Origin of the sequence: Stenotrophomonas sp. PD6 (genome assembly GCF_049199305.1) — a bacterium.
Classification (GTDB): domain Bacteria; phylum Pseudomonadota; class Gammaproteobacteria; order Xanthomonadales; family Xanthomonadaceae; genus Stenotrophomonas.
The window spans coordinates 85015-110347 of the sequence record NZ_JBLZQD010000008.1 but is presented as its reverse complement, the minus strand read 5'-3'; the positions used below and the strand labels follow the sequence as shown (position 1 = coordinate 110347).

Here is a 25333-nt window from a genome sequence, read left to right as displayed (position 1 = left end):
CATGAACACCCTGCGCATCGCCACCCGAAAGAGCCCGCTTGCCTTGTGGCAGAGCGAACACGTCGCCGATCGCCTGCGCCAGGCCCACCCGGGGCTGGATGTGGTGCTGGTGCCGATGAGCACGCGCGGCGACGAAGTGCTGGACCGCTCGCTGGCCGCGATTGGTGGCAAGGGCCTGTTCCTCAAGGAACTGGAACTGGCCATGCTGCGAGGGGACGCGGACTGCGCGGTACATTCGCTCAAGGACGTGCCGATGGAGCTGGATGCGCCGTTCGCCTTGCCGGCCATGCTGACCCGCCACGATCCGGCCGACGGCTTCATCTCCAATCTTTATGCCTCGCTGGACGCGCTGCCGATCGGCGCGCGCGTGGGCACGTCCTCGCTGCGCCGTCAGGCCCAGCTGCGCGCGCTGCGCCCGGACCTGGAACTGCTGGACCTGCGCGGCAACGTCAACACGCGCCTGGCCAAGCTGGACAACGGCGGCTACGACGCCATCGTGCTGGCCGTGGCCGGGCTGGAGCGGCTGGGCCTGGGCGGGCGCATCGTGGCGCGGCTCGCGGCGCCGGACTGGCTGCCGGCACCGGCCCAGGGCGCGGTCACGGTGGAATGCAATGGCGACGATGCCCAGGTGATGGCGCTGTTCGCTGCACTCGACGATGCGCGCACGCGCGCCTGCGTGGAAGCCGAGCGCGCCATGAATCGTGCGCTGCACGGCAGCTGCCACGTGCCGGTTGCCGGCTACGCGCAATGGGAAGGCGAGAACCTGTTCCTGCAGGGGCTGGTTGGCGGCGTGGCCGATGGTCGCCTGATCCGCGCCGAGGCGCGCGGTCCGGGAACACATCCGGACGCGCTCGGTAAGGCGGTAGCGCAGGGTCTGTTGGACGGCGGCGCCGGCGAATTGCTCGCGGTCTAGCGCGTACCGACCAACGGTCGGTACCTACCGCAAACAAAAACGCCGGCCAGAGGCCGGCGCTACGTTGCGTTGCGGTGCGCTTCGCGCAACTTATTTAAACTTGTAGACCACGTTCATCGTGGTCAACGTATCGGTCTTGCGCTTGTCTTCGGCCACGTCGCTGTTGTAACGCGCCTGCCAGCCGGCCTTCAGCGCCAGATGTGCGTTCATGCTCACCGACACGCCGAAATCGTTCTGGCCGAAGGTGTTGTACGAGCCCGATTCCACCAGCAGGGTGTTGACCAGGTCGGTGTTCGGGGTCAGCGAATACTTCACATCGAACAGCCCGCGGCCGATCAGGCCGGTGCGGGTTTCATCGTCCTCGGTGTTGTGCGTGCGGCGCACACCCGGGCCGATCTGGGCGTCCATGTAGAAGCGGTCGCCTTCCATGAGCCGGGTGCCGTAACCCAGACCGAACGAGCCCTGGCGGTCGTAGGTGGCGAAATCGTCGCGCTCGTAACGCACCGTGGCGGTCAGCTGGCGGTGTTCGCCCAGCTGCAGCGCACTGCCGGCGCTGCCGGTGTAACGGTTGGCGGTGGTGTTGCTGCGCTTGGTGACGGTGCCGTCGTCGTTGGTTTCGGTGTATTCCGAACGCGAACGCAGGCCGAACAGGTCCAGGCTGTGCACCCAGTCGTCGTCGGTGTAGCGCAGGCGCAGACGGCCGTTGGCGCTTTCCGTGTTGCTGTTGCCGCGGGCCGAGGCAAAGCCGAATTCGCCGCCGCTGCCGCTCCACGGCGAGGTCATCGCGGCCGGATCGATGGTGTCCTGGGCAAAGGCCACCGGGGCACTCAGCAACAGGGAAGCAAGCAACGTCACGCGCAGGAACATCAACGGTTCTCCGGATCAGACAGGGGGGAGGAGCAACGGGTGATGATACTTGATGCCTTCACGCCGTTTTTCCAACTCGCCCCCGCGCTTTAGGAGAGGTTCGGACTCCGCGCCTGTTCAGGGGACATCGATGCGCAGGTCGGGGTCGTTGAAGCGCGTGTAGTCCACCGTGGCGCGGAAGGCCTGCCCGTTGGTCTGGCCCTGCCGCTCGATCCGCACCGGCACGCCGTCCCCGTTGATCCAGTACAGCAGCCCATCCGGCGCTGCCGTGGCATGCCGGACGCGGTATTTGCGTGCCTGCTGGCCGGCCACGCGCTCGCTGCCGAGGTCCTCGACCTGCAGGTCGGCGGGCGCGGCATCGGCCGGCAGCGGGCTGCGCCACTGTGCAAGCAGGCCCGGCGGTACCGGCACCTGGCGGACCTCGCCGGCACGCTGCAGGAAGAACGTGCCGCCGATGATGGTCTGCAGGCCCTCGTCGGTCTCGAGCCGGTAGCGGTCGGGCGCCACGAAGTCCATGGCCACCTTGAGCGTGCGTGGGCCCTGCATCTGCAGGGTGGCGTGGAAGCTGCGCAGTTCGCCGAAACGCTGGCTGGCTGCCAGCACCGCCTGGACCGGATCGGCGGCGGGCGGGACCTGTGTCGGCACGGACAGGGGCGCAGCGCCGGCAGGGGGCGCCGGTGTGCGCTCGCAGGCGGACAACAACAGGGACAGCACAACGGCGGCAGGCAACAGGCGCATGGTGGGGAAGGGGCGGGGGGCGGTGGCGGGCCTTCACGATAGCCGAAGATGGTGTCAGGGCCGCCACAACGGCGGCGACTCGGACATAATCGGGTCATGGACCGATATGAACGCATCAACGCCCTGCATCGCCTGCTGAAGTCCGCCCGTTACCCCGTGACGGTGGCCACCCTGCAGGAAAAACTGGAGTGTTCGCGCGCCACCGTCTACCGCGACTTGGCCTTCCTGCGCGACGCATTGATGGCGCCGGTGGAGGGCGACGGCGAGGCCGGCTTCCGCTACCAGGACGACGAAAGCGACCGCTTCGAGTTGCCGGGCCTGTGGCTCAGCTCCGAGGAGCTGCACGCCCTGCTGGCCTCGCAGCACCTGCTCTCGCGTACCGGCGGCGGCGTGCTGTCGTCGGTGCTGGCGCCGCTGCAGCAGCGCATCGAGGGGCTGCTGGCCGCGCAGGCTGGCGTATCCACCTGGCCGGTGGACCGGGTGCGGGTGATCCCGCACCGGGGCCGCAAATTCGATGAAGCCAGCTTCCGCGCGGTGGCCTCGGCGGTGCTGGAGCGCAAGCAGCTGGGCTTCGAATACCGTGCCCGTTCAACCGACGAGGCGACCAAGCGCATTGTGTCGCCGCAGCGCATGACCCATTACCGCGACAACTGGTACCTGGACGCCTGGGACCACGGCCGCGAGGGGCTGCGCAGCTTCGCGGTGGACCGCATCTACAAGGCGCGGGTGATCGATACCACCGCGCGCGACGTGGACGACAGCGAGCTGGACGAACAGCTGGGCGCCAGCTACGGCATCTTCTCCGGCCCGCCCAAGGGCTGGGCGACGATTGTGTTCAGCGCCAAGGCCGCCCGCTGGGTGGCGGACGAGCATTGGCATTCCAAGCAGCAGGGCCGTTTCCTGGCTGATGGGCGTTACGAGCTCAAGGTGCCTTACAGCGTGTCGCGCGAGTTGCTGATGGACGTGCTGCATTACGGGTCGGATGCCGAGATCATCGAGCCGGTCATGCTGCGCGAGCAGGCCAAGGCGTTGTTGATGATGGCGTTGAGCAATTACGAATGACGCGGCTCCGCGCAGCCACCCATGGGGTGGCTCTACGATGATGGCTAGTGCCCGTAGAGCCACCCCATGGGTGGCTGCGCGGGACTGGAACGGTCATTCCTCCCGGTAATATGGCCGGGATACCCGTCCGCCCGGGGCTTGCGGTATGGTTGGCTGCTACCGCAGCCCCCCGGATTCCCGCCCCCATGAAAAAGACCCTGTTGCTCCCGCTGCTCGTCGCCTCGCTGGCCCTGGCGGCCTGTGGCAAGCCGGCCACCGACTCCAAGAAGCTGGTGGTCGCGGCCACCGCGGTCCCGCATGCCGAGATCCTGGCAGTGGTCAAGCCGATCCTGCAGAAGGAAGGGCTGGAGCTGGACGTGAAGGTCTTCAACGACTACGTGCAGCCCAACGACCAGCTGGTGCAGAAGCAGGTGGACGTGAACTACTTCCAGACCGAGCCCTACCTGGACGCGTACAACCGTGACCGCAAGACCGAGCTGACCAAGGTCATCGGCGTGCACATCGAGCCGTTCGGCGCCTACTCGCGCCGCTTCAAGTCGCTTGCCGACCTGCCGGTCGGTGCCGACGTGGTGATCCCCAACGACCCGAGCAACAACAGCCGCGCGCTGATCCTGCTGCACAAAGCCGGCGTGATCACGTTGAAGGACCCGACCAATGCGCTGGCTACCCAGCGCGACATCATCGCCAACCCCAAGCAGCTCAAGTTCCGCGAGCTGGACTCGGCCATGCTGCCGCGCGTGCTCGATCAGGTCGACCTGGCCCTGATCAACACCAACTACGCGCTGGATGCCGGGCTCAACCCGACCCAGGACGCACTGGCGATCGAAAGCAAGGATTCGCCGTACGTGAACTTCCTGGTCGCCCGCCCGGACAACAAGGACGACCCGCGCGTGCAGCAGCTGGCCAAGGCGCTGACCAGCCCGGAAGTGAAGGCCTTCATCGCCGAGAAGTACAAGGGCGCCGTGCTGCCGGCGTTCTAAACCCGGAATCCCATCGTGGCTTCCACCGCCTGCAACCACCCGGCATACAGGGCCTCGCGCTCGCTCACCGCCATCTGCGGCACGAACCGGCGATCCACCGCCCACTGCTCGGCGATTTCCGCGCGGCCGGTCCAGAACCCGGTCGCCAACCCGGCCAGATAGGCTGCGCCCAGCGCGGTGGTCTCGGCCACCTCCGGGCGCAGCACCGGCACCCCGAGCAGGTCGCTCTGGAACTGCGCCATGAAGTCATTGGCGATGGCGCCGCCATCGGCGCGCAGTTCCTTCAGTGCGATACCGGCATCGGCCTGCATCGCGGCCAGCACGTCGCGGGTCTGGTAGGCGATCGACTCCACCGCCGCGCGGATGAAATGCTCCTTGGTGGTGCCGCGGCTGAGGCCGAACACCGCGCCGCGCACGTCGCTGCGCCAGTACGGCGCGCCGAGGCCGACGAACGCGGGCACCATATAGACCCCCCCGTTGTCGGTGGCGCGTTCGGCGTAGGCCTGGCAATCACTGGATTTGCCGAACATGCGCAGCCCGTCGCGCAGCCACTGCACCACCGAGCCGGCCACGAAGATGGAGCCTTCCAATGCGTACTCGACCTGGCCGTCGATGCCCCACGCCAGGGTGGTGAGCAGCCCGTTGTTGGAGGTCACCGCCTGGGTGCCGGTGTGCATCAGCATGAAACAGCCGGTGCCATAGGTGTTCTTGACCATGCCGGGCTCGAAGCAGGCCTGCCCGAACAGCGCGGCCTGCTGGTCGCCGGCGATGCCTGCGATGGGGATGTGCTGGTCGAAGAAGAACTGGGCACGGGTGGTGCCGTACACCTCGCTGGAGCTGCGCACCTCGGGCAGCATTGCCGCTGGAATATCCAGCAGCGCCAGCAGTTCCGGGTCCCACTGAAGGGTGTGGATATTGAACAGCAGCGTGCGTGAGGCGTTGCTGTAGTCGGTCACGTGCTGCGCACCACCCGTGAGGTTCCACACCAGCCAGCTGTCGATGGTGCCGAACAGCAGTTCACCGCGCTCGGCGCGCGCCTGGGCGCCGTCGACGTGGTCGAGGATCCAGCGGATCTTGGTGGCAGAGAAGTAGGCATCCACCAGCAGGCCGGTGCGTGCGCGGATCAGGGGTTCGTGCCCGTCGGCCTTGAGCCGCTCGCAGATCTCGTTGCTCTGCCGCGACTGCCACACCACGGCATTGTGGATGGGTTGCCCGGTGGCCTTGTCCCACACGACGGTGGTCTCGCGCTGGTTGGTGATGCCGATCGCGGCAATCTGGCGCGGGTCGACCTGCTGGCGGTTGAGCAGTTCGGTGAGGGTGGTATAGACGCTGGTCAGTATCTCGCGCGGGTCGTGTTCCACCCAGCCAGGCTGCGGGAAGATCTGCGCAAACTCGCGCTGGGCGACCCCGACCACGCGCCCGCCGCGATCGAACAGGATCGCGCGCGAGCTGGTCGTGCCCTGGTCGATGGCGAGTACGTAGCGTTTGTCCATGCGGGTTCCGTTGTTCTGGCGTGGGGGTATGGTAACGCTGGTGGGGCGGGGCTTCGGTTTGCTCTAAACGCCGGATAGATGATCGGAGCCATGGTGCGTTGGCTTCGGCGATTTGTGCCGCGCTCTGCGCGGATGCCACGCATGGCGTGGCACTACGAGTTGTTACGTGCACAGGACGATTTGGCTGGAACAGCGTAGAGCCACGCCATGCGTGGCTGCCCCCCGTTCCGGGGTCATGGACGCGGTTCGCCCAGGTATGCGGCCACTGCCGCGCGCTGTGCTTCATCCAGGCGCAGGCCGAAATGGGTGCGCCGCCATAAAAGGTCATCGGACTCGACCACCCACTCGTGTTTGACCAGGTAATCCACCTCGCATTGATACAGGCCCGCACCAAAGTGATGGCCCAGCTGGTCGGGTGTGCGTACGTCGCCCAGCACGCGGCGTGCGCGGCTTCCGTGTCGACGGGCCAGATGCAGCAGCAGCGCGCGAGGCAGTTCGGGATACGACCTTTCCAAGGCCGGTAGAAGGTCCTGAAGAGGCCCTTCGTCGCCACCCGGCAGGGCGGGGCCGTCCGCCGTCCACGCCGGTTCGCCGCGGCCCAGTGCTGCCCCAAGCTGATCCACCGCTTCCTCGGCCAGGGTGCGGTAGGTGGTGAGCTTTCCCCCCAGCACGCTGAGCATCGGTGCCTGCTGGGCATCCAGGTGCAGGCGGTAATCGCGGGTGACCTTGGCCGCGTCGTGGTGGTGGTCGGCCAGCAGCGGGCGCACGCCGCTGAACTGCCAGACCACGTGTTCGGGCGTTACGGCGGTGCGCAGCCAACCATTCACCGCATTGCACAGGTAGGTGACCTCGTCGGGTGCGATCTGCACCCGCGCCGGGTCGCCGTCGTAATCCAGGTCGGTGGTGCCGATCAGGCTGTAGTCCTGTTCGAAGGGAATCACGAACACCACGCGCTGGTCGGGTTGCTGGAAGAGGTAGGCGCTGTCATGTGCGTACAGGCGTGGCACCACGATGTGGCTGCCCTGGACCAGCCGCAGGCCGATCGGGGCATCCATGCCGGCCCGCTCCAGCAGGTTGCCGGCCCAGGGCCCGGTCGCGTTGACGACCGCACGCGCACGCAGCCGCGTGATCTGGCCATCGCTCTGGCGCAGGACCGCCAGCCAGTGATCGCGATGACGGATCAACTGTTCGCACCGCGTGCGCGGACGGATGTCGGCGCCGCGCTCACGCGCATCCAGCGCGTTGATCACCACCAGGCGCGCGTCGTCCACACGTGCATCGGCGTAGCTGAAGGCGGTGCGTACGCGTGCCTGCAGCGCATCGCCACGCGGATCGCGGCGCAGGTCGATCCGTCGCGCGTGCGGGAAGTCAGGGCCGGGGTGCTCCAGATGGTCGTACAGCCACAACCCGGCGCGCAGCATCCACACCGGGCGCAGGTGCGGCGCATGCGGCAGCAGGAAGGTGGTGGGCGTGACCAGGTGCGGCGCCAGCCGGTGCAGCACGCCGCGCTCGCGCAATGCCTTGCGCACCAGCGAGAACTGCCCGTACTGCAGGTAGCGCAGGCCGCCATGGATCAGCTTGGTACTGGCACTGGACGTGTGCGCGGCCAGATCGCCCTGCTCGCACAGGCACACCGACCAGCCGCGCCCGGCCGCGTCACGGGCGATGCCCGCGCCATTGATGCCGCCGCCTACCACCAGGACATCCACGATGTCATCCATCGGCACTCCCCTTGCGCGCCCGCAGCGCACTGTCGCCAGTATTGAAGACACCGGAGCAAGGACAAATGAAATGCCATGGTGCGACCGCCAAAACAACAACGGGCCCACAAGGGGCCCGTTGCTTTACATCCAACGACCGCGCTTAGAAGCGGGCGCCGATACCGAAGCCCACGGTCCACGGGTCCAGCTTGGCCTTGTCGCCGGTGCCGTCGCCGTTGACGGTCAGTTCCGGGCGCGAATGCATGTAGCGCGCATCGGCACGGGCGAACCAGGTGCTGTTGATGTTCATGTCCACGCCGACGGTGCCGATGGCGCCCTTGGCGGTGTCCAGCCCGATATGGCCGGTGTCGCTGGCCAGCTTCTCGTTGCTGAAGTTCGACTCGTAGTAGCCCACGCCCACGAACGGACGGAACACGTTGTCGGCCTGGCCGAAGTGGTACTGGCCGCTCAGCGCGATCGGCTGCTGCTCGACGGTACCCAGCTTGGCATTGTTGGCACCGCGCACGCGGTGGTCGAACTTGTCAGCTGCGCCCCACAGTTCCACGGCCCAGTTGTCGTTGATGTAGTAGCTGAAGCTCAGGGTCGGCGCCGGGCCGCCATCGACCTTGTCGATGCCTTCAATCGGATCATTCTTCGGCTGCAGCAGTGCGACGCCGCCGACGACGGCGAAGTGCTTGCCCGAGGCCGTGTCGGTGCTGCTGTCCTGCGCGAAGGCGGCAGGTGCGAAGGCGAGAGCAGTCAGGGTAGCCAGGGTCAGGGTGCGGATGGAGCGCATGGGGGAATCTCCTCAGAAGTCTTTTTTTGTTATTGGCCCGTTGTGTCGGGGCGAGGCAAACGTAGTCCTCCCAACATGAATCGAATCCGACGCTCGTTAAAAAATAGTTTGTTCCGTTCAGCGATCGTCTCGAAAACCCTGCGGTGGCGCGCGATGATGCAACGCTCGACATTCACGCATCTGGAGACGGTGTGACGGAAACGACACATTGCATCGGGCTTGGCGCGCAGGTTGCGGCGGACTGCCGCGTGCTGGTGCTGGGGTCCATGCCCGGTGTCGCCTCGCTGCAGGCGGCGCAGTATTACGCGCACCCGCGCAATCGGTTCTGGCCCCTGATGGCGGCGTTGACCGGCATCGACGCGGCGCAGCCTTACGCCGCGCGTTTGCAGGCACTGCAGTCGGCCGGCGTGGGTATGTGGGATGTGATCGGGGCCTGCGAGCGACGCGGCAGCCTGGACACGGCGATCGTGCGCGGCAGTGAAATACCCAATGCACTGCCGGAACTGATCGCACAGCTGCCGCAGCTGGCCGCGGTGGCCTGCAACGGTGCAACGGCACACGCCGCATTCGTACGCTACGTCCAGCCCCTGCTGGGCGCTCGCGTCACATCGCTGGCGGTATGGCCGCTGCCCTCGACCAGTCCGGCCAATGCGGCCTGGCCGCTGCCACGGCTGCAGGCGGCGTGGCAACCGCTGGCCGATGTCCTGGCCGGCTGATCCGGAACAGCGCGGGACAATACGGTACCGACTGGTGCGGTGCCGACGGGAGCGGTCGATGCGGCGGCTGCGTTGCCGGTTCTGCCGGGAAGCGCCCGCTGCAACAGGCTGTCCCGGGACAGAGGCAGTGAATATTGCGCAACCCGGTTGGCGCTGACGCCTCGTACCCCCACAATAGGCGATTCCCTACACCAGATTGCCGGAGTTATCCCCATGGCCGAAATCAAGGAAGCACTTGTCCCCGATATCGGTGACTACAGCGACATCCCGGTAATCGAGGTGCTGGTCGCCGTTGGTGATACCGTCAAGAAGGACCAGGGTCTGGTCACGCTGGAGTCCGACAAGGCCACGATGGAAGTGCCGTCCTCGGTCGCTGGCGTGGTCAAGGAGATCAAGGTCAAGGTCGGCGACAACCTGTCCGAGGGCAAGGTCGTGGCGCTGATCGAAGTGGCCGACGCCGCCGCCGCGCCGGCAGCGGCTCCGGCTCCGGCTCCCGCCGCCGCGCCGGCCAAGGCCGCTGCGGCGGCCGCTCCGGCCCCGGCCACCCAGAGCGCCCCCGCTGCGCCGGCCGCCGCCGGTGGTGGCCCGGTCGAAGCGCTCGTGCCCGACATCGGCGACTACACCGACATCCCCGTCATCGAAGTGCTGGTTGCCGTAGGCGACACGGTCAAGAAGGACCAGGGCCTGGTGACCCTGGAGTCGGACAAGGCCACGATGGAAGTGCCGTCGTCGGTCGCCGGCGTGGTCAAGGAAATCAAGGTCAAGGTCGGCGACACCCTGTCGCAGGGCAAGGTGGTTGCCATCATCGAGGCCGAGGGTGCTGCTGCTCCGGCCCTGACCCAGGCCGCCGCTGCGGCTGCCCCGGCCGCTGCTGAAACCGGCACCAAGGTGGAACCGGTCGCCGTGCCGGCCCAGCCGGACAAGCTGGCGGCGCGCGACATCGCCAGCGCCCCGTCGGCCGGCGCCCCGAGCAGCCCGCCGGTGCAGTTCAACGCCGACAGCGTGCTGCCGTCCAAGGTGCCGTACGCCACCCCGGCGGTGCGCGTGTTCGCCCGCGAGCTGGGCGTGGACCTCAACCGGCTGACCGGCACCGAGAAGGGTGGCCGCATCACCAAGAGCGATGTGCAGAAGTTCGTCAAGTCGGCGCTGACCGGCGGTGCTGCCGCAGTTGCGGGTGGCCCGGTCGCTGCCGGCGGCGGGCTCAACCTGCTGCCGTGGCCGAAGGTCGATTTCAGCAAGTTCGGCGAGGTCGAGACCCAGCCGCTGTCGCGCATCAAGAAGATTTCCGGCGCGAACCTGGCGCGCAACTGGGCCATGATTCCGCACGTCACCCAGTTCGAGCAGGCCGACATCACCGACCTGGAAGGCCTGCGCGTGGCGCTGAACAAGGAAAACGAGAAGGCCGGCATCAAGCTGACCATGCTCGCCTTCCTGATCAAGGCCAGCGCCGCGGCGCTGAAGCAGTTCCCGGAATTCAACGCATCGCTGGATGCGGCCGGTGAAAACCTGACCCTGAAGAAGTACTTCAACATCGGGTTCGCCGCCGACACCCCGAACGGCCTGGTCGTTCCGGTCATCCGCGACGTGGACAAGAAGGGCGTGGTGCAGATCGCGCAGGAAACCGGCGAGCTGGCCAAGAAGGCGCGCGACGGAAAGCTGGGCCCGGCCGACATGAGCGGCGGCTGCTTCTCGATCAGCTCGCTGGGCGGCATCGGTGGCACCGCGTTCACCCCGATCGTCAACGCGCCTGAAGTGGCCATCCTCGGCGTGTCCAAGTCCTCGATCCAGCCGGTCTGGAACGGCAAGGAATTCGCCCCGAAGCTGATGCTGCCGCTGTCGCTGAGCTACGACCACCGCGTCATCGACGGTGCGCTGGCGGCCCGCTTCACCACGTACCTGTCGCAGGTGCTGGCCGACATGCGGCGCGTGCTGCTGTGAGGCAGCGCCCGGCGGTCATTGCGGTTGTGTTGGCCGCGTTGGTTGCTGCGCCCGGCGCGTCTGCGGCGTGCACCACCGCGCTCGGGCACGGCTGGCCGCCGGCCGTGGGCAACTACGGCACCGCCGTGGAGACCCTGTTCGAAGGCAAGGCAACGCCGGCGCTGTCGCTGGTGGTCCTGCCCACCGGTGGGGTGGAAAGCGGCGTGGCGCTGCTGCCCGGTACCCAGGACGGGGAATGGACGCTGCGCTACAGCAAGGCCGACAAGCGCGTGTACAACTGGAACAACAGTGCCCGCGGCGGCGGCCTTGAGCTGCGCGTGGACCAGGAACCCGACCAGTACCAGGTGGCGATTCCGGCCGAGCTGGCGCAGCGCCTCGTGCGCAGTTGGCGTGCCGCTCTCGATTCGGCCGTGCCGGGCGAGCGCAAGGCGCCGGTCGGTGACGGTGAGGTGCTGTCGTTCCGGGTGGACGGCGAGCGCTACAGCGGTCCGCGCTGGGAGTGCGGGGCCGGCAAGCTGATGATGAAACAGGTGGCGCTGCTGATCGAAGCCAGCGACACCAAGGAAAAGAAGCTCGACCGTCGCTGGAAGGATCTGGACGAGTCGCTCGACGAACTGCAGCAACTGCTCGGCGGCACTGCCGGCTGAGCACCAGGAGAACACGAATGGCCGCTATTGAAATCAAGGTTCCCGACATCGGCGATTACAGCGGTGTCCCGGTGATCGAACTGCTGGTCGCCGTGGGTGACACGGTGAAGAAGGACCAGGGTCTGGTCACGCTGGAATCGGACAAGGCAACGCTGGAAGTGCCGTCCTCGGCAGCGGGCGTGGTCAAGGAAATCAAGGTCAAGCTCGGCGACACCCTCTCTGAAGGCGACGTCGTGCTGCTGCTGGAGGCCGAAGGTGAGGCCGCCGCGCCCGCCGCGCCGGCCAAGGCCGATGCGCCCAAGGCCGATGTTCCGGCCAGCAAGCCGCCGGTGACCCCGTCGCATCGCGCCCCGGCCGAGCCGGCAGCGCCGCAGCCGGCGCTGTCGTCGGGCAAGCCGGCCGACATCGAGTGCGCCATGGTGGTATTGGGCGCGGGCCCGGGCGGTTATACCGCCGCGTTCCGCTCGGCCGACCTGGGCGTGGACACGGTGCTGATCGAACGCTACGCCAGCCTCGGCGGCGTGTGCCTCAACGTGGGCTGCATCCCGTCCAAGGCGCTGCTGCACGCGGCCGCGGTGATCGACGAAGTCGCGCATGCCGGTGATTTCGGCGTGGAGTTCGGCGCGCCGAAAATCACGCTGGACAAGCTGCGCGGCTACAAGGAAAAGGTGGTCACCCAGCTGACCAAGGGCCTGGCCGGCATGGCCAAGCAGCGCAAGGTGCGCACGGTGCAGGGCGTGGCGACCTTTGTTTCGGCCAACGAGTTGGAGATCGTCGGCGACGACGGCAAGACCCAGCTGCTGCGGTTCCAGCAGTGCATCATCGCGGCCGGTTCGCAGGCCGTGAAGCTGCCGAACTTCCCGTGGGACGACAAGCGCGTGATGGATTCCACCGACGCGCTGGAGCTGGCTGACATCCCCGGCTCGCTGCTGGTGGTGGGCGGCGGCATCATCGGCCTGGAGATGGCCACGGTGTACGCGGCACTGGGCAGCAAGGTCACCGTGGTCGAGTTCATGGACCAGCTGATGCCGGGCGCCGACAAGGACCTGGTCAAGCCGCTGGCGGACCGCCTGAAGAAGCAGGGCGTCGAGGTCCACCTGAAGACCAAGGCGTCCGGCGTGAGCGCGGACAAGAAGGGCATCACGGTGACTTTCGAGGCCGCCGCCGAAGGCGAGAAGCCGGGCCTGGAGCAGGGCACTTTCGACCGCGTGCTGGTGGCCGTGGGCCGTTCGCCGAACGGCAGGAAGATCGGTGCCGAGAAGGCCGGCGTGGGCGTCACCGAGCGTGGCTTCATTCCGGTGGACCGGCAGATGCGCACCAACGTGCCGCACATCTTCGCCATCGGCGACATCGTCGGCAACCCGATGCTGGCCCACAAGGCCACGCACGAAGGCAAGCTGGCGGCGGAAGTGGCGTCGGGTGAGAAGAAGGAGTGGGTGGCGCGGGTGATTCCGTCGGTGGCCTACACCAACCCGGAAATCGCCTGGGTCGGCGTGACCGAGACCGAAGCCAAGGCGCAGGGTCTGAAGGTCGGCGTGGCCAAGTTCCCGTGGGCCGCGAGCGGCCGTGCGATCGGCATCGGTCGTACCGAAGGCTTCACCAAGCTGATCTTCGACGAAGAGACCCACCGCATCATCGGCGGCGCGATCGTCGGCGTGCACGCGGGCGATCTGCTGGCGGAGATCGGCCTGGCGATCGAGATGGGCGCGGAAGCCGAGGACATCGGCCACACCATCCACGCCCACCCGACGCTGAGCGAATCGGTGGCGATGGCCGCGGAAATCTACGACGGCACCATCACCGATCTGTACATGCCGAAAAAGAAATGAACCAACAAAAAACCCGGCGAACGCCGGGTTTTTTGTGCGGTAACACAACCAACCAACGCGGTTGGATCAGAACGAAACGCTGATGCCGGCCACCGGGCCCTTGAACTCCTGCTTCAGGCCGATGGTGCCATCGCTGCCGGTCTGGTCCACGTCCAGCTTGAACCAGTCGTAGCCGGCGAAGATGCCGAAGTTGTCGGTGAAGCGGTAATCCACGATCACATTGGCGCGGGTCAGGTCGCCGTCGTAGTCGTCGAAGTTGCCCCACTTGGTGTTGAGGTACTGGCCCTGCGCGGTGATCATCCACTTCTCGGACGGGGTGACGGTGAAACGTGCACCCACCACCGGCGCGACGCCGTCGGCCTTCTCGTCCAGGAACGTGCCTTCGTACACGGTGCCCAGGTCGGCGTAGGCCTTGGTGCTCACCTTGGCGTATTCCGCACCGAGCTGCAGGCCCAGGTCGAACTTCTCGGTGTCCACCACGGAGTAGTCGTACACCAGGCTGGCCACCTGGTACTTCAGCTCGCCCTTGACGAAGCTGCCGGCCGGCACGGTTTCGCCGCCGAAGCTGATGCCGTCGTTGAGCGTCTCGCGGCGGTCCTTGTCGTACTTGAAGTAGTTGAACAGCAGGCGCTGACGGTCGCTGATGCGGAACAGGCCGTCAATGCGCGGCTCCCATTCTTTGCCACCCAGGCCGAAATCCTCGGAGAAGCCCACATCCTGGCCCAGCACCGTGGTGTTGCCGCGGATGGTGTTGTCCGAGTCGATGTTCATGGCGCCCAGGCGCAGCGCGAAGCGGTCGTCGCCCTCGGCGGCGCTCGCGGACGTGGCGTGGGTGAGGGCGGCCATGGCCAGCGGCAGGGCGAGCAGGGAAAGCAGGCGCATCGTTCTATCCTTGGAGGGATTCAGTGAAGTGGAATCACTCTGACGAGCGCGGCGTCCACCATTCGTGAACGTATGGTGGAGGGAGTGTGTACCGTTCATCGGGCGCAGGCGCCCGTTCGGCTCCCCTGGTGGCCGCTTTTACGGCGCAACGCCGTTGTAGGGCGAGGGCCGCCGGGGCAGCGCCGGGGGCGTGAGGTCCCCCAAAAAAAGGCGGCCCCGGAGAGAGAGCTTCGGGGCCACCCGGTACCGGCCTGCTTCAGGGGCGTCGACGAGGATCGAATTGGCAGGCCCGTTGCTATGACCGGCCCCCACGACCAAAGTTCAATATGGTGCGATGCGACATGAATTGGGGCCCGCGCGGCGGGGGTGGATCGGCTGCCACGGCCAAAATCTTTGGCGATGCAGCAACTTGCGTCATCCGGGATGAACAGGCAGCGGTTGTCTCGCAAATTGTCCCGTTGCTATAATTCGGGGGCTCGACGAGGCAATAGTGTTTGCGGCCTCGGCCATTCTCTCCATTAACATGCAGGACAATCGTGTGCTGAACTCCGTTGAAGCGGGTCGGCGACTGATGCTGCGCGCCGCGGTCTACCCGCTGGTCGCAGTGGCTGTCCTGGCCTTGGTCCTCCTGCTGATGGCAGGTCCGAAGGCCGCCCTCGGGGCGCTGGCCTCGGGTGTCGCGGTGACGGCGGGAGGCTGGTTCGTGGCGCGGATGGGGCTGGACGGTCGCGTGCGCCCGGCCGGTTCAGCCTTGTTGAGGCTCGTCCTCGGCATGGCGGCAAAGCTGGCGCTGCTTATTGTTGTGCTGGTGGTGAGCATCCTGGTCTTCAAGCTGCCTGGTCTGGCGCTGCTGGCAGGAATCATCATCGGACTGACCTTCCAGGCCTTGGCTCTGGCCAGGCACTGATCCACATTCATTTTTAACTCTAAGGTTCCGGACACATGGCAGGCGAGGCGCTTACACCCACCTCCTACATCCAACATCACCTGCACAACCTGACCTTCCATATCCAGGAAGGCGGTTTCTGGGCGATCCATGTCGACACCATTGTGACTTCGGTCGCCATGGGTTTGTTGATGGTGTTTGGCTTCTGGCTGGCCACCCGCAAGGCCACCGCCGGCGTGCCGGGCAAGTGGCAGGCGTTCGTGGAGATCTGCCTGGAGTTCGTTGACCGCCAGGCCAAGGACACCTACCACGGCACCAGCAAGCTGGTGACCCCGATCGCGATCACGATCTTCTTCTGGATCCTCCTGATGAACCTCATCAAGATGATCCCGGCCGATTTCATCGCCCTGCCGCTCGAAGCGCTGGGCGTGCCGTACTGGAAGCCGGTGCCGACCGCCGACGTCAATGCCACCCTGGGCATGTCGATCAGCGTGTTCTTCCTGATGCTGTTCTTCGCGCTGCGTGCCAAGGGCCTGGGTGGTTTCACCAAGGAATTCCTCACCGCGCCGTTCGGCAAGTGGATGATGCCGTTCAACCTGATCCTCAACATCGTCGAGTGGCTCAGCAAGCCGATCTCGCTGGCGATGCGACTGTTCGGCAACATGTTCGGCGGCGAAATCGTCTTCCTGCTGATCTGGGTGCTGGGCAGCGCGGGTATTGCCGGCGCCATCGCAGGCGGTGCATTCGGCCTGGGCTGGATGCTGTTCCATCTGCTGGTGATTCCGCTGCAGGCCTTCATCTTCATGATGTTGTCCATCGTGTACCTGAGCCTGTCGGAAGACGCTCACTGAGTTTTCGCTTCACCCTTCATCCGTTTGTTTCTAAACCCTTAGCTATTCAAAGTTCCAGGAGAAAACCATGTACCTCGCCGTCCTGACCAACCTCGCCCAAGTCCAGAGCTCCACCGTCCTCGCCGTCGGCATCATGATCGGCCTGGCCGCGCTGGGTGCCGGTCTTGGTCTGGCCATCATGTCCGGTAAGTTCCTGGAATCGGCTGCCCGCCAGCCGGAACTGATTCCGGTCCTGCAGGTCCGCATGTTCATCACCGCCGGCCTGATCGACGCCGCGTTCATCATCTCGGTCGCCGTCGGCCTGCTGCTGGCCTTCGCCAACCCGACCATCGGCGAGTTCGTTGCACGTCTGCCGGCCGTTGCTGGCTGATCCAGCAACAGCGAAACGATCAGGCGCCCCGTGCGCCTGATCGCGGATGAAGGATCGGATGCGCCGCCACGGCGGCCCATCCACCCCGTCACCCCCGATTGAGCGAACCCCATGGATATCGGCTTTACCCTCGTTGCCCAGGCACTGGCTTTTGCCGGTCTGATCTGGATCATCGCGACCAAGATCTGGCCGCCGCTGATGAATGCCATCGAAGAGCGCCAGCAGAAGATCGCTGAAGGCCTCGCCGCTGCCGACCGCAGCCAGAAGGATCTGGCCCAGGCGCAGGAAAAGGTCAACGAAGCACTGAAGGACGCGCGCACCAAGGCCAACGAGATCATCGATCAGGCCCATGCCCGCGCCAACCAGATCGTTGATGCTGCCAAGAATGAAGCCATCGTCGAAGCGAACCGCCAGAAAGACCTGGCCCACGCCGAGATCGAGGCTGCCGCCAACCGTGCCCGTGAAGATCTGCGCAAGCAGGTGTCCGTGCTGGCCGTGAGCGGTGCCGAAAAGCTGCTCAAGCGCGAAATCGACGCCAACGCCCACAAGGCGCTGCTCGACGAGCTGGCATCGGAGATCTGATCGATGAGCCAGGCCCTCACGCTTGCACGCCCGTATGCCCGCGCCGCGTTCGCGACCGCGCGCGACGAAGGCACGTTCGCGCCGTGGTCGGACGCGCTTGCGTTCTCCGCCCACGTAGCCGCCGATCCGCGCGTGTCGGCCCTGCTGTCGAACCCGGAGCTGGGCCGTGACGATGCCGTCGCGCTGCTGGCCCCGGAAACGGCGGGCGAGTCGTTCGGTCGCTTCCTGGCCATCCTGGCCGAAGCGCACCGTCTGCCGCTGCTGCCGGAAATCGCAGGCATGTACGACCAGCTCCGCGCCGAAGCCGAACACGTGGTGAAAGCCACGGTGACCTCGGCCGCCGAGCTGTCTTCCGCTGAGCTGGACGCCATCAAGGCCGCGCTGCGCAAGCGCTTCGGCCAAGAAGTCGACGTCACCACCGCCATCGATGCGTCGCTGATCGGCGGTGCGGTGATCGATGCTGGCGACGTGGTGATCGATGGCTCGCTCAAGGGCAAGCTGTCGCGCCTGCAGACCGCGCTCGCTAACTGAATTCATTTAACGTCCGGCCTAACCGCCGGCACTAGGACTTGACGATGGCAACCACGCTCAACCCCTCCGAAATCAGCGAACTGATCAAGAACCGCATCGAGAAGGTCAAGCTGGCCGCGGAATCGCGCAACGAAGGCACCGTGACCAGCGTGTCCGACGGCATCGTGCGCATCTTCGGTCTGGCCGACGTGATGCAGGGCGAAATGATCGAACTGCCGAACAACACCTTCGCCCTGGCCCTGAACCTGGAGCGCGACTCGGTCGGCGCCGTGGTCCTGGGTGACTACCAGCAGCTGCGCGAAGGCGATGTCGCCAAGACCACCGGCCGCATCCTGGAAGTGCCGGTCGGTCCGGAAATGCTGGGCCGCGTGGTTAACGCGCTCGGCGAGCCGATCGACGGCAAGGGCCCGATCGCCGCACAGGCCACCGCGCCGGTGGAGCGCGTTGCCCCGGGCGTGATCTGGCGCAAGTCGGTCGACCAGCCGGTGCAGACCGGTTACAAGTCCGTCGACTCGATGATCCCGATCGGCCGCGGCCAGCGCGAGCTGGTCATCGGTGACCGCCAGACCGGCAAGACCGCGCTGGCCATCGATGCGGTGATCAACCAGAAGAGCACCGGCATCAAGTGCGTGTACGTCGCGATCGGCCAGAAGGCCTCGACCGTGGCCAACATCGTGCGCAAGCTGGAAGAGAACGGCGCCCTGGCCCACACCGTGGTGGTTGCTGCGACCGCGTCCGAATCGGCCGCGATGCAGTACATCAGCGCCTACTCGGGCTGCACCATGGGTGAGTACTTCATGGACCGCGGCGAAGACGCCCTGATCGTGTACGACGATCTGTCCAAGCAGGCCGTTGCCTACCGCCAGATCTCGCTGCTGCTGAAGCGTCCGCCGGGCCGTGAAGCCTACCCGGGTGACGTGTTCTACCTGCACTCCCGCCTGCTCGAGCGCGCCGCACGCGTCTCGGAAGAGTATGTGGAGAAGTTCACCAACGGTGCCGTCAAGGGCAAGACCGGCTCGCTCACCGCGCTGCCGATCATCGAAACCCAGGCCGGTGACGTCTCGGCGTTCGTGCCGACCAACGTGATCTCGATCACCGACGGCCAGATCTTCCTGGAGACCGACCTGTTCAACTCGGGCATCCGCCCGGCCGTGAACGCCGGTATCTCGGTGTCGCGCGTTGGTGGTGCGGCCCAGACCAAGATCATCAAGAAGCTGTCGGGCGGCATCCGCATCTCGCTGGCCCAGTACCGTGAGCTGGCCGCGTTCGCGCAGTTCGCTTCCGACCTGGACGAAGCCACCCGCAAGCAGCTCGAGCGCGGTCAGCGCGTCACCGAGCTGATGAAGCAGAAGCAGTACGCGCCGATGTCGATCGCCAACCAGGCGCTGACCATCTACGCCGTCAACGAGGGTTACCTCGACGACGTGCCGGTCAGCAAGCTGCTGGCGCTGGAAGAGGGCCTGCACGCCCACTTCGCCAACACCCAGGGCGAGCTGATCAACAAGATCAACGCCACCGGCGGTTGGGACAACGACATCGAAGCGGCCTTCAAGCAGGGCATCGCCGAGTTCAAGACCACCGGCAGCTGGTAAGGCGCATGTGCGGCGGGGCCTGGCCCCGCCACACCGTTGAATGCAGCGGGGCAGCGCCCCGCTCTACGGGAATCAAAGATGGCTAGCGGACGCGAAATCAAAACCAAGATCAAGAGCGTGCAGAACACCCGCAAGGTGACCCGCGCGCTTGAAATGGTCTCGGCCTCCAAAATCCGCAAGGCGCAGGAGCGGATGAAGACGTCGCGTCCGTATGCGCAGGCGATGAAGCAGGTGATCGGTCACCTGGCCCAGGCCAGCACCGATTACCAGCATCCGTTCCTGGTCCAGCGTGACGAGGTCAAGCGTGTCGGTTACATCGTGATCTCGTCCGATCGCGGTCTGGCCGGCGGCCTGAACAACAACCTGTTCCGAAAGATGCTGGGCGAAGTCCGCCAGTACCAGGAGAAGGGTGCCGAGATCGATGTGGTGACGGTGGGCCAGAAGGCCTCCACCTTCTTCCGCCGGGTCAAGGTCAACATGGTCGGCAGCGTCACCCACATGGGCGATGTTCCGCACCTGGAACAGCTGATCGGCGTGATCAAGGTGATGCTGGATGCGTTCACCGAAGGCAAGGTCGACCGCGTGTACCTGGTCTACAACCGCTTCATCAACACGATGACGCAGAAGGCCAGCTTCGACCAGCTGCTGCCGTTGCCGGCCGCCGAGAAGCAGGTCGCGCACCACGACTGGGACTACCTGTACGAACCCGACGCCGCGACCGTGCTCGAGCACGTGATGACGCGTTACGTCGAGTCGCTGGTGTACCAGGCGGTTCTGGAAAACGTCGCCTCCGAACATGCGGCACGCATGGTGGCGATGAAGTCGGCCAGCGACAACGCGAACAAGCTGATCGGAACCCTGCAGCTCGTCTACAACAAGGCGCGCCAGGCAGCGATCACCCAGGAAATTTCGGAAATCGTCGGCGGCGCGGCAGCAGTCTGACCGCGTTCGTTCAAAGCACACATTTAGAGGATGCAGCAATGAGTCAGGGCAAGATCGTTCAGATCATCGGCGCCGTCGTCGACGTCGAGTTCCCGCGTGAATCGGTGCCGAAGGTGTACCACGCGCTCAAGGTGGACAACACCGACATCACGCTCGAAGTGCAGCAGCAGCTCGGTGACGGCGTGGTCCGCTGCATCGCGCTGGGCTCCACCGACGGCCTGAAGCGCAACCTGGTTGCCACCAACACCGAACGCGCCATCTCGGTGCCGGTCGGTGCAGGCACCCTGGGCCGCATCATGGACGTGCTGGGCCGTCCGATCGACGAGGCCGGTCCGGTGACCGCCAGCGACACGTGGGAAATCCACCGTGGCGCCCCGTCGTATGAAGACCAGTCCCCGGCCACCGAGCTGCTGGAAACCGGCATCAAGGTCATCGACCTGATGTGCCCGTTCGCCAAGGGCGGCAAGGTCGGCCTGTTCGGCGGCGCCGGCGTCGGCAAGACCGTCAACATGATGGAACTGATCAACAACATCGCCAAGGCGCACAGCGGTCTGTCCGTGTTCGCCGGCGTGGGTGAGCGTACCCGTGAGGGCAACGACTTCTACCACGAGATGAAGGACTCCAACGTCCTGGACAAGGTCGCGATGGTGTACGGCCAGATGAACGAGCCGCCGGGCAACCGCCTGCGCGTCGCGCTGACCGGCCTGACCATGGCCGAGTACTTCCGCGACGAGAAGGACGAAAACGGCAAGGGCAAGGACGTGCTGCTGTTCGTCGACAACATCTACCGTTACACCCTGGCCGGTACCGAAGTGTCGGCACTGCTGGGCCGCATGCCGTCCGCGGTGGGCTACCAGCCGACCCTGGCCGAGGAAATGGGCGTCCTGCAGGAGCGCATCACCTCGACCAAGAATGGCTCGATCACCTCGATCCAGGCCGTCTACGTGCCGGCCGATGACTTGACCGATCCGTCGCCGGCGACCACCTTCGCCCACCTGGATTCGACCGTGACCCTGTCGCGTTCGATCGCCTCGCTGGGTATCTACCCGGCCGTGGATCCGCTGGATTCGACCAGCCGCCAGATGGACCCGCTGGTCATCGGCCACGAGCATTACGACACCGCCCAGCGCGTCCAGCAGACCCTGCAGAAGTACAAGGAACTGAAGGACATCATCGCCATCCTGGGCATGGACGAACTGTCCGAAGAAGACAAGCAGGCCGTGACCCGCGCCCGCAAGATCGAGCGCTTCTTCAGCCAGCCGTTCCACGTGGCCGAAGTGTTCACCGGCTCGCCGGGCAAGTACGTGTCGCTGAAGGACACCATCCGTGGCTTCAAGGCCATCGTCGATGGTGAGTACGACCACCTGCCGGAGCAGGCGTTCTACATGGTCGGCAGCATCGAAGAAGCGGTCGAGAAGGCCAAGAAGATGGCTGAGAAGGCCTGATCATGAGCACCATCCGTTGCGACATCGTCAGCGCCGAGCAGGAAATCTTCCGTGGTGAAGCGACTCTGGTCGTGGCCACGGGTGAGCTTGGCGAACTGGGCATCGCGCCCAAGCATGCCCCGCTGATCACCCGGCTCAAGCCGGGCAAGGTGGTGGTCACCCTGCAGACGGGCGAGCAGCTGGACTTCGCCATCTCCGGCGGCATCCTCGAGGTGCAGCCGCAGGTGGTGACCGTGCTGGCCGACACCGCCATCCGCGCGCAGGACATCGACGAAGCCTCGGTCCGCAAGGCCAAGGAAGAAGCCGAACGCATCCTGGCCAACCGCGGTGAGGCAATGGAAGTGGCCGAGGCACAGCAGAAGCTGGCCGAGGCCGTGGTGCAGCTGCAGGCGCTGGAGCGCCTGCGCAAGACCCTCAAGCACTGAGTTCCAGCGCTTCAGCTGCAATCAACAACGCCGGCTTCTGCCGGCGTTGTTGTTTTCACGCCCTGCAAAGGCGGCACATTGACGGCAGGCGTTCTAGAATCGCAGCCAACACCGCCGATCACGCTACCGCCCCATGACCCAAGCCCTGCACGTCATCATCCTCGCCGCCGGCGCTGGCAAGCGCATGAAATCGGTCCTGCCCAAAGTCCTGCAGCCGATCGCCGGCCGCCCGATGCTGGCGCACGTGATCGACACGGCTCGCCAGCTTCAGCCCGATGCCATCCACGTGGTGTACGGCCACGGTGGTGAAGCGGTGCGTGCCGCCTTCGCCGACCAGCCGGACCTGCAGTGGGCCGAACAGCGCCAGCAGCTCGGCACCGGCCATGCCGTGCAGCAGGCGATGCCGCAGGTACCGGACGCGGCCACCGTACTGGTGCTGTATGGCGACGTGCCGTTGATCCGGGTGGATACCCTGCAGCACCTGCTGTCCCAGTCCGGCCGGTTGGCGGTGCTGGTGGCCGACATGGTCAATCCGACCGGCTACGGCCGCATCGTGCGCAATGCCGAAGGCAAGGTGGCCGCCATCGTCGAGCAGAAGGACGCCAACGAGGAACAGCTGGCCATCCGCACCATCAACACCGGCATCATCACCGCCGATTCCACCGCGCTGCGCACCTGGCTGTCGCAGCTGTCCAACAGCAACGCGCAGGGCGAGTACTACCTCACCGACGTGTTCGCCTCGGCGGCGGCAGACTACACCCCGGCCGACATGGCCTTCGTTGCCGATGCCCAGGAAGCGGAGGGCGCCAACGACCCCTGGCAGCTCTCGCAGCTGGAACGCGCCTGGCAGCTGCGCGAGGTGCGTGCCCTGTGCACGCAGGGCGCACGCGTGATCGATCCGGCGCGGCTGGATATCCGTGGCACGGTCACGGTGGGCCGTGACGTGCAGATCGACGTCAATGTGATCCTGGAAGGCACCGTGGTACTGGGCGACGGCGTCAGCATCGGGCCGTTCACCCGGCTCAAGGATGTCACTCTGGCCGCCGGCACCGTGGTCAAGCCGCATTGCGATCTGGACGGCGTGGTCAGCGAAGGCGCGGCGGACATCGGCCCGTTCGCGCGCCTGCGCCCGGGCACCGTGCTGGCCGAGGGCACGCACGTGGGCAACTTCGTCGAAACCAAGAAGGTGCACCTGGGCGCCGGCAGCAAGGCCAATCACCTCACCTACCTGGGCGATGCGGTGATCGGCAGCAAGGTCAACATCGGCGCGGGCACCATCACCTGCAACTACGACGGCGTGAACAAGTCGCAGACCACCATCGGCGACCACGCGTTCATCGGTTCCAACAGTTCGCTGGTGGCGCCGCTGACGATCGGGGAGGGCGCGACCATCGCGGCCGGGTCGGTGATCACCCGCAATGCGCCCGAAGGCAAGCTCACCGTGGCGCGTGGACGCCAGGAAACCATCGACGGCTGGAAGCGCCCCACCAAGCGGTAGGTACCCACCGTTGGTGGGTACGCATTACACCGGCAGGAAGATCGCCACGCACAGGCCGCCTTCGCGGCGGTTCTGCAGCGACACGCGGCCGCCATGGGCCTCGACGATCTCGCGGGTCAGCGCCAGGCCCAGCCCGGTGCCGTTGCGCTTGGTGGAATAGAACGGCATCAGGGCGTTCTGCAGCACGGCCTCGTTCATGCCCTTGCCGCGGTCCAGCACTTCCACCCGCAGCCACTGTGGCAGGCGGGTGAGGCGCAGCTCCACGTCTTCGTTGGGCGGGTCGGCCTCCGCGCACGCCTCGTGCGCGTTCTTCAGCAGGTTGAGCAGCGCCTGGCCGAGCTGGGCGATGTCCACGCGGCCGTACAGGTCCTCGGGAATGTCGGCCATGCGGAACGGGATCTGCAGTTGCAGGCCGGTCAGGAACTGCCGCCACTGGACGTTCTGCAACTGCGGCTGCGGCAGCTTGGCGAAGCGCGCATAGCCACGGATGAAGCCTTCCAGGTGGCGCGCGCGCTCCTCGATGGTGGCGAAGACTTCTTCGAGCCGTTCGGTCTTGTCACGCCGCACCAGCTCGCCACCGGAATGCGCCAGCGAGGCGATCGGGGCCAGCGAGTTGTTCAGTTCGTGGCTGATCACCCGGATCACCTTCTTCCAGGTCTGCACTTCCTGGCGGCGCAGTTCGGCCGTGAGCAGGCGGATCAGCAGCAGGTCGTGCGGCCGTCCATTGAGATGGAAGTTGCGCCGCGACAGGTGGTAGACCTGCTCGTCGTCCTCATCGCCCTCGTCATCGGCGTCGCCCGGCCCGCGTACCGCGAACAGGCTGTCGCCGCCGCGCTCGATGGCGTCGCGCAGCTCCACCGGCATGGTCTCCAGCACGTTCTGCATGGTCTGGCCTTCCAGCTTCCAGCCGTTGTGCAGCAGCTTGCGCGCGGCCAGGTTGGAGAACATCACGCGCTGGATGCCGTCGCCGCCATTGGCCAGCAGCAGCATCGATACCGGCGTGTTCTGCACCATCGTGTCCAGCAGCAGCTCGCGCTGGACCAGGCCCTGGCGCTGCTCGCGCAGCACGTCGCCGAGTTCGCGGTGCGCCTGCACCAGGTCGCCCAGTTCGTCGTTGCCCGGCCAATACACGCTGAAGTTGTACTCGCCATCGCGGTAGCTGCTGGTGGTGCCCGACAGCGCACGCAGCAGCGAGCGCACCGGCGCTGTCGCGCGGCGCAATGTCCACCACATCAATACCAGCAGCCCCACGGCCGACACCAGCGTCACCAGCCAGCCGCGGTCCATCCAGAACGCCAGCAGCCACGGCCCCGCCGCAGCCAGGGCCAGCACCGGCAACAGGCGCAGGAACAGGCGGAAGGTGAACGAGGTGCGCCTCATTCGCGCGGAATGCCGTAGCGGTCCATGCGGCGATACAGCGCCTGGCGGCTCAGCCCCAGTTCCGCCGCCGCCTGGGCAATGATGCCGTGGCTGTGCGACAGCGCCGATTCGATCCGGCTGCGGTCGGGGTCGACCACGGGCGCGGGCGCCCCCGGCGCGGCCGCGCGCGGCCGGGTCAGAAACGCCCCATAGAAGCGCGGCCCCGGGGCAAGCCGCCCGGCGCGCTGGATAACGTTTCGCCCCGCGCGCACGTTGCCCGGCCACCCGTGG

At 66.2% G+C, this 25333-nt stretch carries 25 protein-coding genes; 17 read left to right on the top strand and 8 right to left on the bottom strand.

Annotated elements, in window-relative coordinates:
• The first annotated feature begins 1 nt into the window (after position 1).
• Entirely contained in the window at positions 2–913 is a 912-nt protein-coding gene (gene hemC, locus ACOZHM_RS12915) for a hydroxymethylbilane synthase (RefSeq protein ID WP_421569721.1), read from the top strand.
• Positions 914–1003: 90 nt separating this feature from the next.
• Here hemC and ACOZHM_RS12910 read toward each other — a convergent pair whose 3' ends face one another.
• The gene (locus ACOZHM_RS12910) at positions 1004–1780 is read right to left on the bottom strand and encodes a DUF481 domain-containing protein (protein WP_421569720.1); all 777 of its coding nucleotides are present in this window, start codon (positions 1778–1780) and stop codon (positions 1004–1006) included.
• A gap of 117 nt (positions 1781–1897) precedes the next feature.
• Positions 1898–2518: a hypothetical protein gene (locus tag ACOZHM_RS12905; protein WP_421569719.1), complete on the bottom strand. Its 621-nt coding sequence runs from the start codon at positions 2516–2518 to the stop codon at positions 1898–1900.
• Positions 2519–2614: 96 nt separating this feature from the next.
• Here ACOZHM_RS12905 and ACOZHM_RS12900 point away from each other — a divergent pair, with 96 nt between their 5' ends.
• Together ACOZHM_RS12900 and ACOZHM_RS12895 are read left to right on the top strand one after the other, a co-directional pair.
• The gene (locus tag ACOZHM_RS12900) at positions 2615–3580 is read left to right on the top strand and encodes a helix-turn-helix transcriptional regulator (RefSeq protein ID WP_421569718.1); all 966 of its coding nucleotides are present in this window, start codon (positions 2615–2617) and stop codon (positions 3578–3580) included.
• Between the two features lie 185 nt (positions 3581–3765).
• On the top strand, positions 3766–4560 hold the full coding sequence (locus ACOZHM_RS12895; protein ID WP_421569717.1) for a MetQ/NlpA family ABC transporter substrate-binding protein: 795 nt from the start codon (positions 3766–3768) through the stop codon (positions 4558–4560).
• Here the strand turns inward: ACOZHM_RS12895 and glpK are convergent.
• From glpK to ACOZHM_RS12880, 3 genes are all read right to left on the bottom strand, one after another.
• Positions 4557–6053, bottom strand: a complete 1497-nt coding sequence (gene glpK, locus ACOZHM_RS12890) for a glycerol kinase GlpK (protein ID WP_421569716.1) — start codon at positions 6051–6053, stop codon at positions 4557–4559. The two genes, ACOZHM_RS12895 and glpK, sit on opposite strands and share 4 nt — an antisense overlap.
• A 233-nt stretch (positions 6054–6286) precedes the next feature.
• Positions 6287–7774 carry a glycerol-3-phosphate dehydrogenase gene (gene glpD, locus ACOZHM_RS12885; RefSeq protein WP_421569715.1) on the bottom strand — a complete coding sequence of 496 codons (1488 nt, stop codon included), beginning with the start codon at positions 7772–7774 and terminating at the stop codon, positions 6287–6289.
• 142 nt (positions 7775–7916) lie between these two features.
• Entirely contained in the window at positions 7917–8549 is a 633-nt protein-coding gene (locus ACOZHM_RS12880; protein WP_421569714.1) for an OmpW/AlkL family protein, read from the bottom strand.
• 191 nt (positions 8550–8740) lie between these two features.
• Between ACOZHM_RS12880 and ACOZHM_RS12875 the strand changes: the two genes are divergently transcribed.
• The 4 genes from ACOZHM_RS12875 (at position 8741) to lpdA (ending at position 13679) form a co-directional block, all read left to right on the top strand.
• Positions 8741–9265, top strand: a complete 525-nt coding sequence (locus ACOZHM_RS12875; RefSeq protein WP_421569713.1) for a DNA-deoxyinosine glycosylase — start codon at positions 8741–8743, stop codon at positions 9263–9265.
• Positions 9266–9478: 213 nt separating this feature from the next.
• On the top strand, positions 9479–11203 hold the full coding sequence (gene aceF, locus ACOZHM_RS12870) for a dihydrolipoyllysine-residue acetyltransferase (protein ID WP_421569712.1): 1725 nt from the start codon (positions 9479–9481) through the stop codon (positions 11201–11203).
• Positions 11200–11850: a hypothetical protein gene (locus tag ACOZHM_RS12865; RefSeq protein WP_421569711.1), complete on the top strand. Its 651-nt coding sequence runs from the start codon at positions 11200–11202 to the stop codon at positions 11848–11850. The genes aceF and ACOZHM_RS12865 overlap by 4 nt, the downstream gene beginning before the upstream one ends.
• Before the next feature lie 17 nt (positions 11851–11867).
• Positions 11868–13679: a dihydrolipoyl dehydrogenase gene (gene lpdA, locus ACOZHM_RS12860; protein ID WP_421569710.1), complete on the top strand. Its 1812-nt coding sequence runs from the start codon at positions 11868–11870 to the stop codon at positions 13677–13679.
• 66 nt (positions 13680–13745) lie between these two features.
• Here the strand turns inward: lpdA and ACOZHM_RS12855 are convergent, their stop codons facing one another.
• On the bottom strand, positions 13746–14561 hold the full coding sequence (locus tag ACOZHM_RS12855) for a hypothetical protein (protein WP_421569709.1): 816 nt from the start codon (positions 14559–14561) through the stop codon (positions 13746–13748).
• A gap of 538 nt (positions 14562–15099) precedes the next feature.
• On the opposite strand from ACOZHM_RS12855, the gene ACOZHM_RS12850 reads away from it, so the two are divergent.
• The 10 genes from ACOZHM_RS12850 (at position 15100) to glmU (ending at position 23683) form a co-directional block, all read left to right on the top strand.
• Positions 15100–15468: an ATP synthase subunit I gene (locus tag ACOZHM_RS12850; protein WP_421569780.1), complete on the top strand. Its 369-nt coding sequence runs from the start codon at positions 15100–15102 to the stop codon at positions 15466–15468.
• 35 nt (positions 15469–15503) lie between these two features.
• On the top strand, positions 15504–16298 hold the full coding sequence (atpB, locus tag ACOZHM_RS12845) for a F0F1 ATP synthase subunit A (protein ID WP_421569708.1): 795 nt from the start codon (positions 15504–15506) through the stop codon (positions 16296–16298).
• Between the two features lie 67 nt (positions 16299–16365).
• The gene (atpE, locus tag ACOZHM_RS12840; protein ID WP_038686092.1) at positions 16366–16668 is read left to right on the top strand and encodes a F0F1 ATP synthase subunit C; all 303 of its coding nucleotides are present in this window, start codon (positions 16366–16368) and stop codon (positions 16666–16668) included.
• Positions 16669–16779: 111 nt separating this feature from the next.
• Positions 16780–17250 (top strand): F0F1 ATP synthase subunit B, encoded by a 471-nt coding sequence (locus ACOZHM_RS12835; protein WP_421569707.1) that lies wholly within the window; start codon positions 16780–16782, stop codon positions 17248–17250.
• A 3-nt stretch (positions 17251–17253) separates the two neighbouring features.
• Positions 17254–17781, top strand: coding sequence for a F0F1 ATP synthase subunit delta (locus ACOZHM_RS12830; protein ID WP_421569706.1), 528 nt, complete (start codon positions 17254–17256; stop codon positions 17779–17781).
• A gap of 44 nt (positions 17782–17825) precedes the next feature.
• Positions 17826–19373 carry a F0F1 ATP synthase subunit alpha gene (gene atpA / locus ACOZHM_RS12825; RefSeq protein WP_421569705.1) on the top strand — a complete coding sequence of 516 codons (1548 nt, stop codon included), beginning with the start codon at positions 17826–17828 and terminating at the stop codon, positions 19371–19373.
• Positions 19374–19451: 78 nt separating this feature from the next.
• Positions 19452–20315, top strand: a complete 864-nt coding sequence (gene atpG, locus ACOZHM_RS12820) for a F0F1 ATP synthase subunit gamma (protein WP_123730109.1) — start codon at positions 19452–19454, stop codon at positions 20313–20315.
• Positions 20316–20353: 38 nt separating this feature from the next.
• On the top strand, positions 20354–21760 hold the full coding sequence (atpD, locus tag ACOZHM_RS12815; RefSeq protein ID WP_421569704.1) for a F0F1 ATP synthase subunit beta: 1407 nt from the start codon (positions 20354–20356) through the stop codon (positions 21758–21760).
• Positions 21761–21762: 2 nt separating this feature from the next.
• Positions 21763–22185, top strand: a complete 423-nt coding sequence (locus tag ACOZHM_RS12810; protein WP_313348055.1) for a F0F1 ATP synthase subunit epsilon — start codon at positions 21763–21765, stop codon at positions 22183–22185.
• A gap of 133 nt (positions 22186–22318) precedes the next feature.
• A complete protein-coding gene (glmU, locus tag ACOZHM_RS12805) occupies positions 22319–23683 on the top strand; it encodes a bifunctional UDP-N-acetylglucosamine diphosphorylase/glucosamine-1-phosphate N-acetyltransferase GlmU (protein ID WP_421569703.1) in 1365 nt (454 codons plus the stop codon).
• Between the two features lie 24 nt (positions 23684–23707).
• Here glmU and ACOZHM_RS12800 read toward each other — a convergent pair whose 3' ends face one another.
• Positions 23708–25063 (bottom strand): sensor histidine kinase, encoded by a 1356-nt coding sequence (locus tag ACOZHM_RS12800; RefSeq protein ID WP_421569702.1) that lies wholly within the window; start codon positions 25061–25063, stop codon positions 23708–23710.
• Positions 25060–25333: helix-turn-helix domain-containing protein (locus tag ACOZHM_RS12795; RefSeq protein ID WP_421569701.1), on the bottom strand; the 274-nt coding region annotated here is incomplete at its 5' end. The genes ACOZHM_RS12800 and ACOZHM_RS12795, both read right to left, overlap by 4 nt.